The organism is Ruegeria sp. F11 (assembly GCF_056533855.1).
The window spans coordinates 279,208-293,610 of sequence record NZ_JBQFOW010000001.1 but is presented as its reverse complement, the minus strand read 5'-3'; the positions used below and the strand labels follow the sequence as shown (position 1 = coordinate 293,610).

Annotated in this window: 16 protein-coding genes; 9 read left to right on the top strand and 7 right to left on the bottom strand. The window is 61.2% G+C overall.

The window, feature by feature from the left end; all coding sequences use genetic code 11:
* The first annotated feature begins 68 nt into the window (after positions 1-68).
* Complete coding sequence (locus ACR0NJ_RS01465) at positions 69-392, top strand: HesB/IscA family protein (protein ID WP_480613884.1); 324 nt, start codon at positions 69-71, stop codon at positions 390-392.
* A gap of 280 nt (positions 393-672) precedes the next feature.
* Positions 673-1,452 (top strand): exodeoxyribonuclease III, encoded by a 780-nt coding sequence (gene xth / locus ACR0NJ_RS01460; RefSeq protein WP_480815354.1) that lies wholly within the window; start codon positions 673-675, stop codon positions 1,450-1,452.
* A 4-nt stretch (positions 1,453-1,456) separates the two neighbouring features.
* Here the strand turns inward: xth and ACR0NJ_RS01455 are convergent, their stop codons facing one another.
* Positions 1,457-2,608: an FAD-dependent monooxygenase gene (locus ACR0NJ_RS01455; RefSeq protein ID WP_480815353.1), complete on the bottom strand. Its 1,152-nt coding sequence runs from the start codon at positions 2,606-2,608 to the stop codon at positions 1,457-1,459.
* A 71-nt stretch (positions 2,609-2,679) separates the two neighbouring features.
* Entirely contained in the window at positions 2,680-3,102 is a 423-nt protein-coding gene (gene dksA, locus ACR0NJ_RS01450; protein ID WP_480815352.1) for an RNA polymerase-binding protein DksA, read from the bottom strand.
* 386 nt (positions 3,103-3,488) lie between these two features.
* On the opposite strand from dksA, the gene ACR0NJ_RS01445 reads away from it, so the two are divergent.
* The 6 genes from ACR0NJ_RS01445 (at position 3,489) to ACR0NJ_RS01420 (ending at position 8,491) form a co-directional block, all read left to right on the top strand.
* Positions 3,489-4,334, top strand: coding sequence for an AAA family ATPase (locus ACR0NJ_RS01445; protein WP_480815351.1), 846 nt, complete (start codon positions 3,489-3,491; stop codon positions 4,332-4,334).
* A 116-nt stretch (positions 4,335-4,450) separates the two neighbouring features.
* On the top strand, positions 4,451-4,900 hold the full coding sequence (locus tag ACR0NJ_RS01440; RefSeq protein WP_480815350.1) for an N-acetyltransferase family protein: 450 nt from the start codon (positions 4,451-4,453) through the stop codon (positions 4,898-4,900).
* A complete protein-coding gene (locus ACR0NJ_RS01435; protein WP_480815349.1) occupies positions 4,897-6,267 on the top strand; it encodes a DUF2927 domain-containing protein in 1,371 nt (456 codons plus the stop codon). Before ACR0NJ_RS01440 ends, ACR0NJ_RS01435 begins: the two co-directional genes overlap by 4 nt.
* Positions 6,268-6,274: 7 nt before the next feature.
* A complete protein-coding gene (locus ACR0NJ_RS01430) occupies positions 6,275-6,445 on the top strand; it encodes a hypothetical protein (protein ID WP_480613870.1) in 171 nt (56 codons plus the stop codon).
* A 4-nt stretch (positions 6,446-6,449) separates the two neighbouring features.
* Positions 6,450-7,634, top strand: coding sequence for a vWA domain-containing protein (locus ACR0NJ_RS01425; RefSeq protein ID WP_480815348.1), 1,185 nt, complete (start codon positions 6,450-6,452; stop codon positions 7,632-7,634).
* 170 nt (positions 7,635-7,804) lie between these two features.
* Positions 7,805-8,491 carry a M48 family metallopeptidase gene (locus ACR0NJ_RS01420; protein WP_480815347.1) on the top strand — a complete coding sequence of 229 codons (687 nt, stop codon included), beginning with the start codon at positions 7,805-7,807 and terminating at the stop codon, positions 8,489-8,491.
* Positions 8,492-8,561: 70 nt separating this feature from the next.
* Here the strand turns inward: ACR0NJ_RS01420 and ACR0NJ_RS01415 are convergent, their stop codons facing one another.
* The 5 genes from ACR0NJ_RS01415 to ACR0NJ_RS01395 are packed head-to-tail and all read right to left on the bottom strand — an operon-like array spanning position 8,562 to position 13,835.
* Positions 8,562-9,104, bottom strand: coding sequence for an RSP_2648 family PIN domain-containing protein (locus tag ACR0NJ_RS01415; RefSeq protein WP_480815346.1), 543 nt, complete (start codon positions 9,102-9,104; stop codon positions 8,562-8,564).
* Positions 9,101-10,303, bottom strand: a complete 1,203-nt coding sequence (locus tag ACR0NJ_RS01410; RefSeq protein ID WP_480815345.1) for an RSP_2647 family RNA methyltransferase — start codon at positions 10,301-10,303, stop codon at positions 9,101-9,103. The genes ACR0NJ_RS01415 and ACR0NJ_RS01410 overlap by 4 nt, the downstream gene beginning before the upstream one ends.
* A 41-nt stretch (positions 10,304-10,344) precedes the next feature.
* On the bottom strand, positions 10,345-10,617 hold the full coding sequence (locus tag ACR0NJ_RS01405; protein WP_480815344.1) for a hypothetical protein: 273 nt from the start codon (positions 10,615-10,617) through the stop codon (positions 10,345-10,347).
* Positions 10,601-13,396, bottom strand: a complete 2,796-nt coding sequence (locus ACR0NJ_RS01400) for a [protein-PII] uridylyltransferase family protein (protein ID WP_480815343.1) — start codon at positions 13,394-13,396, stop codon at positions 10,601-10,603. The genes ACR0NJ_RS01405 and ACR0NJ_RS01400 overlap by 17 nt, the downstream gene beginning before the upstream one ends.
* Before the next feature lie 49 nt (positions 13,397-13,445).
* Positions 13,446-13,835 (bottom strand): DUF4440 domain-containing protein, encoded by a 390-nt coding sequence (locus ACR0NJ_RS01395; protein WP_480815342.1) that lies wholly within the window; start codon positions 13,833-13,835, stop codon positions 13,446-13,448.
* A 142-nt stretch (positions 13,836-13,977) separates the two neighbouring features.
* Here ACR0NJ_RS01395 and ACR0NJ_RS01390 point away from each other — a divergent pair, with 142 nt between their 5' ends.
* Positions 13,978-14,400, top strand: coding sequence for a DUF2852 domain-containing protein (locus tag ACR0NJ_RS01390; protein ID WP_480815341.1), 423 nt, complete (start codon positions 13,978-13,980; stop codon positions 14,398-14,400).
* Positions 14,401-14,403: the final 3 nt, after the last annotated feature.

The following is a 14,403-nucleotide window of genomic DNA, read 5'->3' as shown; positions in this document are numbered from 1 at the left end:
TCCTTGTCGCCTGTCGTCAGGTTTCATATATTGTACCGTGGTTCAGAAATAAACCTTTGGAGTCTGGCATGAATCTGCCCCCGACAGTCACAGAACGCGCCTTTGATCGTCTGGCCGAGATTGGCGCAGCAGATCAAGGGCAAGCCCTGCGCGTGGCGGTGGAAGGCGGTGGATGTTCCGGTTTTCAATACGAAATCGCGCTGGACACCCCGAAAGAGGATGACCTGATCCTTGAGGGCAAAGGCCAGAAAGTCATCGTCGACTCAATCTCGCTGCCGTTTCTGGAAAACGCGGTGATTGATTTCACGCAGGAACTGATCGGAGCGCGTTTTGTGATCGAGAATCCAAACGCCACCTCTTCCTGCGGCTGCGGCACGTCCTTTTCGATGTAGCGCCAGTGGGGGCTTTGCCCCCACACCCCCAGGATATTTTTGGACAGATGAAGCAGGGATCCGCTCTCCGACCAATCCGTCGGAGAGCTTCACCTGTCGCGATCATCGGCGTCCCCGCCTGTACCGCCTGATCTTCTTCACTCAAAATGGTTAAAGATCCGTTTCTTCATCTGTCTAAAAGTATCCCGGAGCGCGAGGCAGAGCCTCGCAAATCCGCCCAACACTTGCCGCTGGGGTTTGAATGAGCGATAGGTTGCCACAAGCCAACGGAGGACCGCGCATGAAAATCGCCACGTTCAATATCAACGGCATCAAGGCGCGGGTCGAGGCGCTGCCCCGTTGGCTCGACGATGCGCAGCCCGACGTCGTGTTGCTGCAAGAGATCAAGTCGATCGATGAAAACTTCCCGCGCGAGATATTTGAAGATCGCGGCTACAACGTAGAAACCCACGGGCAGAAGAGTTTCAACGGCGTGGCGATCCTGTCCAAACTGCCTTTAGAAGACGTCTCACGCGGGTTACCGGGGGATGAGGAGGATGAACAGGCACGGTGGATTGAGGCCACCGTCATTGGCAAAATGCCCCTGCGTATTTGCGGGCTGTATCTGCCCAACGGCAATCCTGTTCCCGGCCCAAAATATGATTACAAGTTGGCGTGGATGGAGCGTCTGTATGATCGCGCTCGTGATCTTTTGTCGACAGAGGAACCGGCCCTTATGGCAGGTGACTACAACATCATTCCGCAAGCCGAAGACGCGAAGCGCCCGGATGACTGGCGCGAGGATGCGTTGTTCCGACCGGAAAGCCGCACTGCGTTCCGCAAGATTCTGAACCTCGGGTATACCGAGGCATTTCGGGCGCGCACGCAGGGGCCCGGGCATTACTCATTCTGGGATTACCAGGCCGGGGCGTGGAACAAGAATGACGGTATTCGCATCGACCACTTCCTGCTGACCCCGCAGGCTGCCGATCTGATGCGGGATTGCCGGATTGACGCCGAGGTGCGCGGGCATGAAAAACCCTCGGACCATGTCCCGGTCTGGGTCGATCTGGATCTGTAGGGGCTCAAACGGTCGCGTCGTAACGATAAATCCACTCATAGCGTCGGGACAGGCGCGGGCCGATCACCGTTAACGCCGTCTGAGCTGCCAGCCGAGCCGCCCCGGTCAGGTGGAAATTGCGGGCATTGGCGTTAGCTGCCTCTACGACCTTTTGTGCACGCAGCCGTCGTGTTTGCTCATAGGCGGCAAGCGCGCGGGTTACGCCTGATTGTTCCTTGAAAGATCGCGCAAATATCCACGCATCTTCAAGTGCCAAACACGCCCCCTGTGCCATGAAAGGCAGCGTTGGATGGGCTGCATCGCCTAACAGGGCCAGCCGTCCGTTTTGCCATTTTTCGGCGACCGGGCGCAGGAATAGCGCCCACAGATGCGCCTCGTCCACTTTGGCGAGAATGTCCCGTACCGGCCCACCGAAATCGGCGAAGCGCGCGCGCAAGTCGTCCGGGTCGCCGGGGCGGCGCCAGCCTTCTTCCTGCCAATCCGAGCGTTCTTCGATCGCCACGATGTTCAGCAGGTTTTGGTTGCGCAAGGGATAGGTCACAACGTGGCGGTGCGGGCCCATTGTCAGCGTCGCTTTCGGGGTTTGTTCGCGCTGTTCCCAAGGAATTGTCGCGCGCCAGGCGACCTGATGGGTGAATTCCGGAGTCTCGGGACCATTCAGGATAGGCCGGATGATGCTACGCCCGCCATCCGCCGCTATGGCGCATTCAGCGCGCAGCCTTTCGCCATCGTCCATAACCACCTCAGCCTCGGCGGGGTGTTTGATCACCTGTGTCACGCGGGAACCCAGACGGATATCGACACCCGCCCGTTGCGCCGCCGTGTGCAGCAGATCCAGCAGATCGGCGCGGTGGTAGTAATAGGTCGGACCCGCAGATGGGGCAGGCAAACGGCTGATCAGGCGGCCTTTGCGGTAGTCCCGCAACAGGGTGCCGTGCGATCTCTGCCCCGCCTCGGGGATGTCCTTGACCACACCCAGCGCGCGCAGAACGCACATGCCGTTGGCGCTGATCTGCAGCCCTGCGCCCACCTCGATCAGGGCTGGGGCCTGCTCCAACACCGTGACTTTAGCGCCCGATTGTCGCAATGCCAGCGCGGCCGCCAGTCCACCGATCCCGCCGCCGACGACACAGAATTTCAGCCTGTCGATCTTCATGGCACCGCCTTAACGCAAAAACGCCAGAGCGACAGGCCCCGGCGTTTCCGTTTTACCAAGTTTCCCAGCGATCAATCGTCGCGGTGGACTTTTTCGCGGCGCTCGTGACGCTCTTGCGCTTCAAGCGTCATGGTTGCGATCGGCCGTGCGTCCAGACGTTTCAGAGAAATCGGATCGCCAGTCTTTTCGCAGTACCCGTATTCGCCTTCGTCGATCCGGCGCAGGGCTGCGTCAATCTTGGCAACCAGCTTGCGCTGACGATCCCGTGTGCGCAGTTCCAGGGCCCGGTCGGTTTCTTCGCTGGCCCGATCTGCAACATCGGGAATGTTCCGGGTATTGTCCTGAAGCCCTTCGATCGTGTCGCGGCTGCCTGCTAACAGTTCATTTTTCCAATCCAGCAGCTTGCGGCGAAAATACTCAAGCTGTTGATCGTTCATAAACGGTTCATCTTCGGCCGGGCGGTAATCTTCCGGCAGAAAAACTTCCTGCTTCATCTTTGCTCCCTCGGTATGGCCAGAAACGTCGTTGGTTGCGGTCGTTTCACCTGACATTTGGCACCCCCTTCTGCGCTGCATGTATCCGACGCGCGTGGGAATGTCACTACACAAACGTAGCGCAAACGCGCCGTCACAAGAACCGGTCTAAATATGAGACTTTTACAAACAAAACCTTGTTTTTCTGTGAACTTTATCGGGCCATTTCTGGGCGCCCTACAACCCATGCGGCACCCGGCCACAAGCGAATCAAGCAAAACGGATTGAAGTCGCTGCAAAATTCATCAAACACGACGCAGGGGCCCGGGTTGTCAAAAACCCTGGCTCTCTGTAACCCGGAAACCACAATTCTGCCCGCACATCACGCGAATCCACACGAGGGGCCTATGACCGCACGTTTTCAAGGCACAGCCGAATATGTCGCCACCGACGATCTGACCATTGCCGTGAACGCAGCCGTCACGCTGGAGCGTCCGCTGTTGGTCAAGGGCGAGCCCGGAACCGGCAAGACCGAACTAGCGCGGCAGGTGGCCGGGGCGTTGAGCCTGAAGATGATCGAGTGGAACGTCAAATCCACCACCCGCGCGCAGCAGGGCTTGTACGAATATGACGCGGTGAGCCGGTTGCGCGACAGTCAGTTGGGCGAGGAGCGCGTGCATGATGTGTCGAACTATATCCGCAAGGGCAAGCTGTGGCAGGCGTTCGAGGCAGACGAAAAGGTGGTTCTGCTGATCGATGAGATCGACAAGGCCGATATCGAATTTCCCAACGACCTACTCCAAGAGCTCGATAAGATGGAGTTCCACGTCTACGAGACCGGTCAGACGATTCGCGCCAAGCACCGCCCCATCGTCATCATAACCTCGAACAATGAAAAGGAACTGCCCGACGCGTTCCTGCGCCGCTGTTTCTTCCACTATATCCGCTTTCCGGATGAGGCCACGATGCGCCGGATCGTCGAGGTACACCACCCCGGCATCAAAGACGCGCTGCTGACCACCGCCCTGACCCAGTTCTATGAAATCCGCGAGACGCAGGGGTTGAAGAAAAAGCCCTCGACCTCGGAAGTTCTGGATTGGCTGAAACTGCTGCTGGCCGAGGATCTGACGTCTGAGGACCTCAAGCGCGACGGAGCGAATGCACTGCCCAAGCTGCATGGAGCATTACTGAAGAACGAACAGGATGTGCACCTGTTTGAGCGGCTGGCGTTTATGGCACGATCCAAGCGATAACGACGGCCTGACCGGCGCGCGGGGATCACGGCTTGCCTTACGGCGGGCTGAATGCAAGCATTGTGCATGGCCCACCGCTCGGGTCCCGGCACCACAACAGCAGAGCAGGACGTCCTTTGGCCGACAATTTGACAATCCGCCCCCTGCGGCCCGAGGACCGAGAGCCATGGGCCGAGATGTGGCAGGACTATCTGGCGTTTTACGAAACTTCGGTGCCGGATGAGATTTACGATTCCACCTTTTCGCGCCTGCTGGGCGATGATCCGCATGATTTTTCGTGCTTCGTGGCCGACCTGAACGGGCAGCTTGTGGGGCTGACCCACTACCTGTTTCACCGCCACGCGTGGAAGGTGGAAAACGTCTGCTATCTGCAGGACCTGTTTGCCCGCCCCGAGGCGCGCGGAACCGGCGTCGGGCGGGCGTTGATCCAGGCAGTTTATGATGAGGCAGACCGGCAGGGCGCGCCGTCGGTCTATTGGCTGACGCAGGATTTCAACCACACGGCCCGGCAATTGTACGACCGGATCGGCAAGAAGTCGCCCTTTATACGGTACAACCGCTCATGAAGCGGTGGGGCGCATTCCTTCTGGTGGCTGCGGTGTCGGCCTGTACACAGGTGGACCGGATCGAGCTACCGACCCGCGTGAACGTCGCCGAAATATCGCTGCCCCCCGCCAAGAGCTTCGCCCGCTCGTATCCCACCGCTCCGGCCCGGTCGAACAAGAACATCGCCGCCGATTTCGTTTCGCTGCATTTCGAACTTGAAAGCGGAGCCCCCCTGCCCGTTTTCACCCGCTTTGAAACGCCCGTCACTCTGCGCCTGACCGGCACACCGACCCCAAGCATGCAGCGGGACCTGACCCGCCTGTTGAACCGCATTCGGCGCGAAGCGGGGATCGACATCCGCCAAATCGACGAGGGTCAGGCTAACATCACCGTCGAGGCAGTCAGTCAGGAGCAAATCCATCGCGTTCTGCCGAACGCCGCCTGCTTTGTCGTTCCCAACGCATCCAGCCTGGAAGAATACCGCCGCGACAGGCGCAAAGCCAAAAGCAGCTGGACCGAGCTGCGCCGCCGCGAGCGGCTGGGCATCTTCATCCCCTATGACGTCAGTCCGCAGGAAATGCGCGATTGCCTGCATGAGGAAATCGCGCAGGCGCTGGGGCCACTGAACGACCTGTATCACCTGCCGGATTCAGTGTTCAACGATGACAACATCCATACCGTTCTGACCGGGTTCGACATGTTGATCCTGCGCGCGGCCTATGCGCCCGAATTGCAGACCGGCATGACCCGAGAAGAGGTTGCCGCTGTCATCCCGGGCATCCTTCGTCGGTTGAACCCGAGGGGAGAGAACCTGCCGGTGCAGCCGTTCTCGGAAACCCCACGGGAATGGATCGAGGCAATCCAGAAATCGGTTGGGGCCGGGCCGGGCTCTCCGCGGCAAATGCGGGCAGTCAAAAAGGCAGCGAGGATCGGTCAGCAGATGGGCTGGACGGACCACCGCCGCGCCTATCCCCACTATCTGATGGGTCGCATGGTGCAGTTCGATGACCCAGAGGAAGCACAGCGTCAATTTCAGATCGCCCTGCAATATTTGCGTGCCACACCTGGAACTGAGGTACACCAGGCGCATGTTACCACCCAGACCGCAGCCTATGCGCTGGCGAAAGGTGGCGGCCCCAGCGCGCTACCTGATCTGGATCGGGCGATCGGCGTGATGACGCGGGCCGAGAACGCATCCATCCTCGCCACGCTACTGTTGCTGAAATCCGAGGCGCTCCGGCAATCGGGCCGAATACAGGAAGCACGCGCCGTCAGGCTGGACAGTCTGGGGTGGGCGCGCTACGGCTTCGGCTCGGATCTGGTGGCACAGTCGCTGACTCAGGACGTCGCGGCCAGAGCCCCGGCAAACAGCAGCAGAGGTGGATGAAACACACATGTTAGTGGTTCTGGGAATGGCGCTTATCGGGGCGATCCTGGGCGCTTTAACTGCGCGCAAACGCAACGGCAACGCGGCGGACATGGCGCAATATGCCGCCGGTTATGGCATTGCCTTTGCGCTGGTGGGCCTCATAATCTCGATGGTGTTGGTGCGACTGGTGGTCTGACGCGATGTTTCTGCCGTTCTTCGAAAACCTTCGTAAAGCAGGCATTCCCGTATCGCTGCGGGAATACCTGACCTTTCTGGAAGGTATGAAGAAGGGCCTCGCCACCTATGATGTCGAGGCGCTCTACTACCTCGCCCGCGTCTCGATGGTGAAGGACGAGCGCAACATCGACAAGTTCGACCGCGCCTTTGCCGCCAGTTTCGAAGGGCTGGATCAGATCAGCTTCGATCAGGTGCTGGAAGCGGTCGATATCCCGTCGGACTGGCTGGCCAAGATGGCCGAGAAACACCTCAGCGAGGAAGAAAAGGCCGAGATCGAAGCGCTTGGCGGTTTCGACAAGCTGATGGAGACGCTGCGCGAACGGCTGAAGGACCAGCAAGGCCGCCATCAGGGCGGTAACAAGTGGATCGGCACCGCCGGAACCAGCCCCTTTGGCGCCTATGGTTACAACCCCGAAGGGGTGCGCGTCGGGCAAAAAGAAAGCCGCCACCAGCGCGCTGTCAAGATCTGGGACAAGCGTGAATTCAAGAACCTGGACGACACAGTTGAACTGGGCACCCGGAATATCAAGGTTGCCTTGAAACGCCTGCGCCGCTGGGCGCGCGAAGGGGCCGCCGAAGAGTTGGATCTTGATGGCACCATCCGCGCAACCGCCGAGCATGGCTATCTGGACGTCAAAACCCGCCCCGAACGCCACAATGCGGTGAAGGTTCTGTTGTTCCTCGATGTGGGCGGTTCGATGGACGCGCATATCCGAGTGGTCGAAGAACTTTTCTCGGCCGCGCGCAGCGAATTCAAGCACCTGGAGTACTATTACTTCCACAACTGCCTCTATGAAGGCGTCTGGCGTGACAACCGCCGCCGCTGGGATCAGCAAACGCCCACGCATGAGGTCCTGCGCACCTATGGCGCAGATTATAAATGCATCTTTGTCGGCGACGCCTCTATGAGCCCCTACGAGATTGCCTATCCCGGTGGCGCGAACGAGCACTGGAACCAGGAGGCCGGTCAGGTTTGGCTGCAGCGGGCGCGCGATCAGTGGGCATCAAACCTGTGGATCAACCCCGTGCCCGAGAAGTACTGGGGCTACACCCAGTCCATCGGCATGATGCGCGAGATTTTCGAGGATCGGATGGTGCCGATGACTCTGGCAGGGTTGGAACAGGGGATGCGGGAACTGACGCGTTGAGGCAAGCTGGCATTGGCCCGGCCTTCGCCCCCGACACCCGATTTCATTAAATGAAATCGGACCGGAAACTTTTGAAGTTTCCGGGGCCCCGTCGGTGAGATCTGTTTTCTCTCGAAATTTTCGGGACAGCTATAGTTGCCCTCAGGCCGCGAAGAAGCCATATCCTTCTTATGCTGCGCCTAACCCCGATCCTGCTGGCCATCGCTTATGCCGTCGTGATGTACCGGATTTCCGTCTGGCGCACGCATCGCGAACTGGACGCCAAATCGACCGAACTGGCCGATCCGGCACTCAAGCGCATGACCGACCGGCTGGCTGTTGCTTTGGATGTGGAACGGGTGCCGGTTTATATCTACGAGATCGACCCGGTAAACGGTCTGGCCGCGCCGGATGGGCGTATCTTCATCACGCGTGGGTTCTATCGCAAGTTCCGCAACGGAGAGGTCTCGGCCGAGGAAATGGCCAGTGTCATTGCGCATGAATTGGGCCATGTCGCCTTGGGTCACGCGCGGCGGCGGATGATTGATTTTTCCGGGCAGAACGCCATGCGGACGGCGTTGATTATGGTGTTGAACCGGTTCATTCCATTCATTGGCGCGCTGATTGCGAATGCTCTGACCTCGCTTTTGGCGTCGCGTCTGTCGCGGGCGGATGAGTATGAGGCAGACGAGTACGCTGCTGCCCTGCTGACCAAGGCCGGGATTGGCATAGGGCCGCAGAAATCGCTGTTTCACAAGCTGGAAGACCTGACGCAGCAGCGGGCGGGTGTTGTTCCGGCGTGGTTGATGAGCCACCCCAAGACGGATGAGCGGATTGCGGCGCTTGAGGTGCTTGAACGGCGTTGGGCTGGTGGCTGATTACAGCGCAGCGAGAGGCCAGCCTCTCGCGCTCTCCGGGATATTTTTGGACAGATGAAGAGGATTCTGTTCAGTGCGACAGGGCTTTGCCCAGGCGTGGCAGGCGGGCTTTTTTCATAAGGGCGCGCAGGGTCCATTGGTTGCCGGACAAGCGGTTGGCTTCATCCAGAACGCGGGTGGCGAGATGTGTCATACCGCCGGGATCGGCAAGCCAGAACGCGTGCAGAAGACCGTCGGGGTCGCGTCGGTTGAGGCCTTCTTCGGTAAGGATGTTTCTGGGGAAGTCCTTTGCGTTGACTGTCACGATGATATCTGCCGAGCCCGCGATGGCCGTGGCCAGAACATGGATGTCCGCGCTGTCAGGCAGCCAGAGCCGTTGTTCCAGACCTGGCGGGGCGGCGCGTTCCGCCTTGGGCCAATGCGACTGGACCAATGCTATTTCGGCGCGGGCTTGCGCCTCGCCTTCTGGGCCGAGTTTTCGGGCGGCGCGGGCCCATTCTTCGAGGATGCGCTGAGACCAGAGTGGGGTGAAATGGCCGAGGCTGGCCGAGCCCAGCAGCATCTCTCGCATCACCGTGGGGTAGATGACGCAGGTGTCCAGAACCGCCTTCACAGCCGGTAGAACACAGCTTTGAGGTAGCCGCTTTCGGCCAGTTGCGGCAATTGCGGGTGGTCGGGCCCGGCGAAGCCTGTGTGGATCAGTTGCGCCTGTCGTCCGGCGCGGCCAATCCCGCGGGATGAGGCGTCGCGGAAGCGGCCCAGATCAGCCGCGTGCGAGCAGGAGCACAGGCCCAGATAGCCGCCCGGTTTGACCAAAGGCGCGGCAAGGCGGGCTATGCGTTCGTATGCGCGCAGGCCTGCATCCAGCGCTTGTTTTGATGGGGCGAAGGCTGGCGGGTCGCAGATCACCATGTCGAATTGCGCGCCCTCTTCGCCCAATTGGGTCAGGACGTCGAAGGCGTCGCCTTGGCGGGTTTGGAACCGGTCGGCGCAGCCCGAGGCCTCGGCGCCTTTGGTCGCCAAGTCCAGCGCGGCGGCGGAGCCATCGACCGAAAGCGCCTGTGCGGCCCCTCCGGCCAGCATGGCCAGCGCGAAGCCCCCAACATGGCTGAACACGTCCAAAATCTGCGCGCCGGGATGCACCAACCGAGCGGCGAAGGCGTGGTTGGGGCGCTGGTCGTAGAACAGGCCGGTTTTCTGGCCGCCGGTCAGATCGGCCATGTAAGTCGCACCGTTCATGGGCACGGGCACAGGGGCATCGGGAGTTGTTCCGCGCAGGGTTTGGTTCACATCGTCCAGCCCCTCAAGCCCGCGTGTGCGGCCTGAGGCGTTTTTTAACACGGTCGTTACGCCCGTCACCTTAACCAGCGCGTCCGTCAGCGTTTCCAAATGCGCCTCGGCCCATGCGGCGTTGGGTTGGATGACGCAGGTATCGCCGAAACGGTCGATGATCACGCCGGGCAGGCCATCGGCCTCGGCGTGGATCAGGCGGTAGTACGGCGCGTCGAACAATTGTTCCCGCATTTCAAGCGCACGACGCAGGCGGGTTTCGAACCACTCGGCGTTCAGGTCGGCCTGAAGGTTTCGGTCCAAAACGCGGCACATGATCTTTGACTCGGGGTTGACCGCGACCAGCGCAATGGGCGCGCGTTTGTCATCCTCCAGAATGGCAAGTGACCCAGCGGCGATCTTGCGGGTACGGCGGTCGGTGACGATGTCGTTGGCGTAGACCCAAGTGAAGCCGTGGCGCAGGCCGCGCGCGTTGGCTTTGGGTTTAAGGCGGATGCGGGGGCGGTCAGCGGCTTGGGTCATGACGCCCTCATAATCCTGAACTGCGTGGTGGGAAAGCCCCGTTAACGGGGACGGCTGCGCCAGCCGCCGCGCCGTTTCGGGGCTTGCGCAGCTTGCAGACCCTCGGCCAACACCTGCGTCATCGGGTGATCGGCGTCCTGCGCGGAATAGGCCGCGTGCAAATCGGCCAGCGCCTGTTTCTGGTCCTGCCCGTCCGGCAGGCTGAGCGCCCAGTCCAGAAAGATGCTGCGGCATTCGGGCAAGGTGATGCCCTCGATGCGGTAGGCCTCGCGGATCAGGCCCTTGGGATCGTTGGGATCACTGCTGCGCGCCATCTTCGCCCCTTTTGATCACGCTGCCGATCAGAGCGGCGGCGGTGGTGTAACTGTCCTGCAATGCGGCCTGCAGCTCTTCCACCCGTTCGAACCCGGTGGCGCGGCACAAAAAGGCCGAACCGCCCTCGCCGATCTTGTCGGCCTCGATCACTTTGCCGGACAGCAGCCGCGCGGCGCATTGCACCGACCAGCATAGGTCGTAACTGTCCTTCAGCGTTTGCGCCTGCGCGACATCCAGCAGGCCGGCAGCGACCGCCCCGTCGAGCCCGGACTGCACATCGCGTCGCGGTATCCCCGCCAACAGGGCTCCGGTCTCGGCCATCAACTCGATATCCATCATCCGACCGGGGCCGTTTTTGGCATCCCACACACCGGCGGGCGATTTCGCGGCGGCCAGCCGGGTTCGCATGTCGGCCACTTCGCGCAGAACCTTGTCCTTGTCGCGCGGGTGAGACAGGAATTCGGCCCGAAACGCCTCGATATCCTCGGCCAAGGCCGGATCACCCGCCACAACATGGGCGCGGGTCAGGGCGAGGTGTTCCCAGACCCATGCTTCCTCTTGCTGGTAGTGGGTGAAGCTGGCCCAGCTTGTCGCCACCGGCCCCTGATTGCCCGAGGGGCGCAGGCGCATGTCGACCTCGTACAGCCGTCCCTGCGACATCGGGGCGGACAGCGCCGTGATCAGCGCCTGCGTGAACCGCGCATAGTAGGTCCGGGTTGCCAGAGGGCGCGGGCCATCGGACATATCCTGATCCAGCGGGTCGTAGATCACGATCATGTCCAGATCGGATTCCGAGTTGATGCGCCCTGCCCCCAGCGACCCCATGCCCAGTACTGCGGCCCCTCGCCCCGGTGCGGGGCCGTGCTTCCGGGCGAAAGTCTCGGCAACATGCGGCAGGATCGCGGCGATGACCGCCCGCGCCAGATCGGCATACTGACGCCCCGCCTGCGCCCCGCCGATCAATCCGCGCAGATGATGCACGCCGATGCGGAAATGCCATTCCTTGCACCAGCGCCGCGCGAAATCGAGTTGCGTTTCATAGTCCGCCTCCTGCGCCAGCGCCTGTGCCAATTCGGCCTGCAGCACCGCCTGCCCTGGCCAATCGGCAAAGAAACTGCCGCCAATCACCGCGTCAAACACCGAGGCGTTGCGGGAAAGGTGGGAGGCCAGGGCGTGCGAGGTGCCCACGATGTCGATCAGCAGGTCGATCAGATGGGGATTGGCCTCGAACAGGGAAAAAAGCTGAACGCCAGCGGGCAATCCGGCGAGGAACCCGTCGAGCGCCATCAGCGCCTCCTCGGGTTGGGCGGTTTTTGCGAGGCGCGACAGAAGTTCGGGCTTGAGGCGGTCGAAGATGCGCCTGCCCCTTTGGGTGCGAAGCGCCGGGTAAGTTGTCCAGCGGGCGAGGATGCCTTTGTCGAACTCGACCTCTTGCGCGGGCGTCGGGGTGGCACCGGGGCCGGGCGCGAAGAACCCTTCGGTCAGGTCGTGTACCTCGGTCAGGCGTCGGGTCAGGTCCTGCGTCAGTTCGGCACTGCTGAAGCCCATCAGGCAGGCAACGCGTTCGATCCCATCTTGGGAATTGGGCACTTTATGGGTCTGGGCGTCGTGGATCATCTGGATACGGTGTTCGACCTCGCGGTGGGCGCGGTAGTGATCGGTCAGCTTGGCGGCGACCTCATCGGGCACCCAGTTCTTTTCCGCCAGCGCGACCAGCCCCGGAACCGTGCCACGCACCCGCAGATCGGGATCGCGCCCGCCTGCGATCAACTGCCGGGTCTGAGTGAAGAACTCGATCTCGCGGATTCCGCCCTGCCCCAGCTTCATGTCATGACCCGGGATAGACAGGGTGCCGCCCGTCCCTTTGTTCTCGCGAATGCGCAGGCGCATGTCGTGGGCGTCCTGAATGGCGGCGAAATCCAGATGGCGACGCCAGACGAACGGGCGCAGCGCATCCAGAAACCGCTGTCCCGCGGCGATGTCCCCGGCGCAGGGCCGCGCCTTGATATAAGCGGCGCGTTCCCAAGTGCGGCCGAGGCTTTCATAATATCGCTCTGCTGCCTCCATCGCCATGCAGACCGGCGTCACCGCCGGATCAGGGCGCAGGCGCAGATCGGTGCGAAAGACATAGCCATCCGCCGTCTTGTCGCTGAGCGTGGCACAGAAATTGCGCGTGGCGCGGACCATGCCGTGGCGGGCCTCGTAGAAATCATCGGGGTCAAACCGCGTCTCGTCGAACAGAACGATCAGGTCGATATCCGAGCTGTAGTTCAGCTCATGCGCGCCCATTTTCCCCATGGCGAGGATCACCATCCCGGCCGCGGTTTCGACATCCTCCTCGGTCATGCCGGGCAGTTTCTTGCGGCGGATCAGGGCGGCGATCTCGGCCTTGGCCGCCACATCCGCGGCCAGCGCGCCGAAATCCGTCAGTGCCGCTGTCACCTTTTCCAAAGGCCACGCCCCGGCGATATCCGCCAGTGCGGTCAGCAACGCCAACCGGCGCTTGGCTTGCCGCAGCCCGGGCTTCAACTGATCGGGCGGCAGGGCCCGTGCCGCCGCCATGACATCCGCCAACGCCTGATCCGGGCTGTGCAGCGCTTGTGGCAGCCAGTTTTTCTCGCGCTCGATCAGGCCTTTGAGATAGGGGCTGGACCCTGCCGTTCCAGCAATCAGATCACCCTGTTCTGTGGTCAGATCAGGCATCAAAGCACGGGCTTCTTCCCCCAAGGCTTGATCAAAGGCGTGCGGCAGACGGTGAATAGCAAGAGCGTCAGTCATATGCGCAACCTGCGCATCGCCATGGGGCGGCGTCAATGGGGCAATCTGGTCAGGCCTGTTCGACCGGAGTGTCCTGGCTGAAGCTGTTGACCCAGACCTCGTGTCGGCGTTCCCAGAGTGATGAGATCAGCATCGCCTCCCACCCCTGCGCGTCGGGCCGCAGATAGTCGGCGCGATAGGACAAAAGCACGATATCAGGCGTCAGGACCCGCAGCTTTTCGTCGCTCAGTTTGAACTCGGCCATTGTCGGTGCATCGGCGAACTGCCCCACGTGATCGTCCCGATTAGCAAAGCCCGAGGGGTACACGCCCAGAAAATCAGCGCTCAGCAACGCGCGATCCGCTTGTGCGTTCCCATCGACCAATGCCATCCAAACCTGCTTTTCCAGATCGAGGATTGCACCAAGGGTCGGGGCGGGCTTTTTGTCATCCATATCCATAAGGACAGCCTGCGTGTGATGCGCCAAATCGTCAACCAGATCGCAGGATGTAAATCTTTTTCACATTGACCTCTTGCAACACCCCAACGGAACCCCATCTAGACAATGTGAAAGGAATTTACATCAACCCTGGAGAGCCCAAATGACCGCACTGTCCGAACCCGCCGCCCCTTCGAATCCGGGATGGTTCCACCGTGCCGAGGCCTGGATGGACGACAAAGGCAAAGGTGCCTGGATCGCAGCCATGGTCCTTGGATTCATCTTCTTCTGGCCCGTGGGCCTGGCCCTTCTGGCCTATATGATCTGGAGCAAACGCATGTTCAGCAAGTCCTGCAGCCGCCGCAAATCCTGGCACAGCCACATGAGCGCTATGAAACCGTCGGGCAACAGCGCGTTTGACGCCTACAAGGCCGATACGCTGGCGCGGCTGGAACGCGAACAGCAGGACTTTGAAGCCTTCCTGCACCGCTTGCGCGAGGCCAAGGACAAGGCCGAGTTCGACCAGTTCATGGATGAACGCGCCCGAGAAAACCATGACGAAGCGGATAAGGGCGAACCTGCCTGATCC

Coding starts and splice junctions, on each gene's coding strand:
- ACR0NJ_RS01465 (WP_480613884.1), top strand. CDS start 69: ATGAATCTGCCCCCGACAGTCACAGAACGCGCCTTTGATCGTCTGGCC.
- xth (WP_480815354.1), top strand. CDS start 673: ATGAAAATCGCCACGTTCAATATCAACGGCATCAAGGCGCGGGTCGAG.
- ACR0NJ_RS01455 (WP_480815353.1), bottom strand. CDS start 2,608: ATGAAGATCGACAGGCTGAAATTCTGTGTCGTCGGCGGCGGGATCGGT.
- dksA (WP_480815352.1), bottom strand. CDS start 3,102: ATGAAGCAGGAAGTTTTTCTGCCGGAAGATTACCGCCCGGCCGAAGAT.
- ACR0NJ_RS01445 (WP_480815351.1), top strand. CDS start 3,489: ATGACCGCACGTTTTCAAGGCACAGCCGAATATGTCGCCACCGACGAT.
- ACR0NJ_RS01435 (WP_480815349.1), top strand. CDS start 4,897: ATGAAGCGGTGGGGCGCATTCCTTCTGGTGGCTGCGGTGTCGGCCTGT.
- ACR0NJ_RS01430 (WP_480613870.1), top strand. CDS start 6,275: ATGTTAGTGGTTCTGGGAATGGCGCTTATCGGGGCGATCCTGGGCGCT.
- ACR0NJ_RS01425 (WP_480815348.1), top strand. CDS start 6,450: ATGTTTCTGCCGTTCTTCGAAAACCTTCGTAAAGCAGGCATTCCCGTA.
- ACR0NJ_RS01420 (WP_480815347.1), top strand. CDS start 7,805: ATGCTGCGCCTAACCCCGATCCTGCTGGCCATCGCTTATGCCGTCGTG.
- ACR0NJ_RS01410 (WP_480815345.1), bottom strand. CDS start 10,303: ATGACCCAAGCCGCTGACCGCCCCCGCATCCGCCTTAAACCCAAAGCC.
- ACR0NJ_RS01405 (WP_480815344.1), bottom strand. CDS start 10,617: ATGGCGCGCAGCAGTGATCCCAACGATCCCAAGGGCCTGATCCGCGAG.
- ACR0NJ_RS01400 (WP_480815343.1), bottom strand. CDS start 13,396: ATGACTGACGCTCTTGCTATTCACCGTCTGCCGCACGCCTTTGATCAA.
- ACR0NJ_RS01395 (WP_480815342.1), bottom strand. CDS start 13,835: ATGGATATGGATGACAAAAAGCCCGCCCCGACCCTTGGTGCAATCCTC.
- ACR0NJ_RS01390 (WP_480815341.1), top strand. CDS start 13,978: ATGACCGCACTGTCCGAACCCGCCGCCCCTTCGAATCCGGGATGGTTC.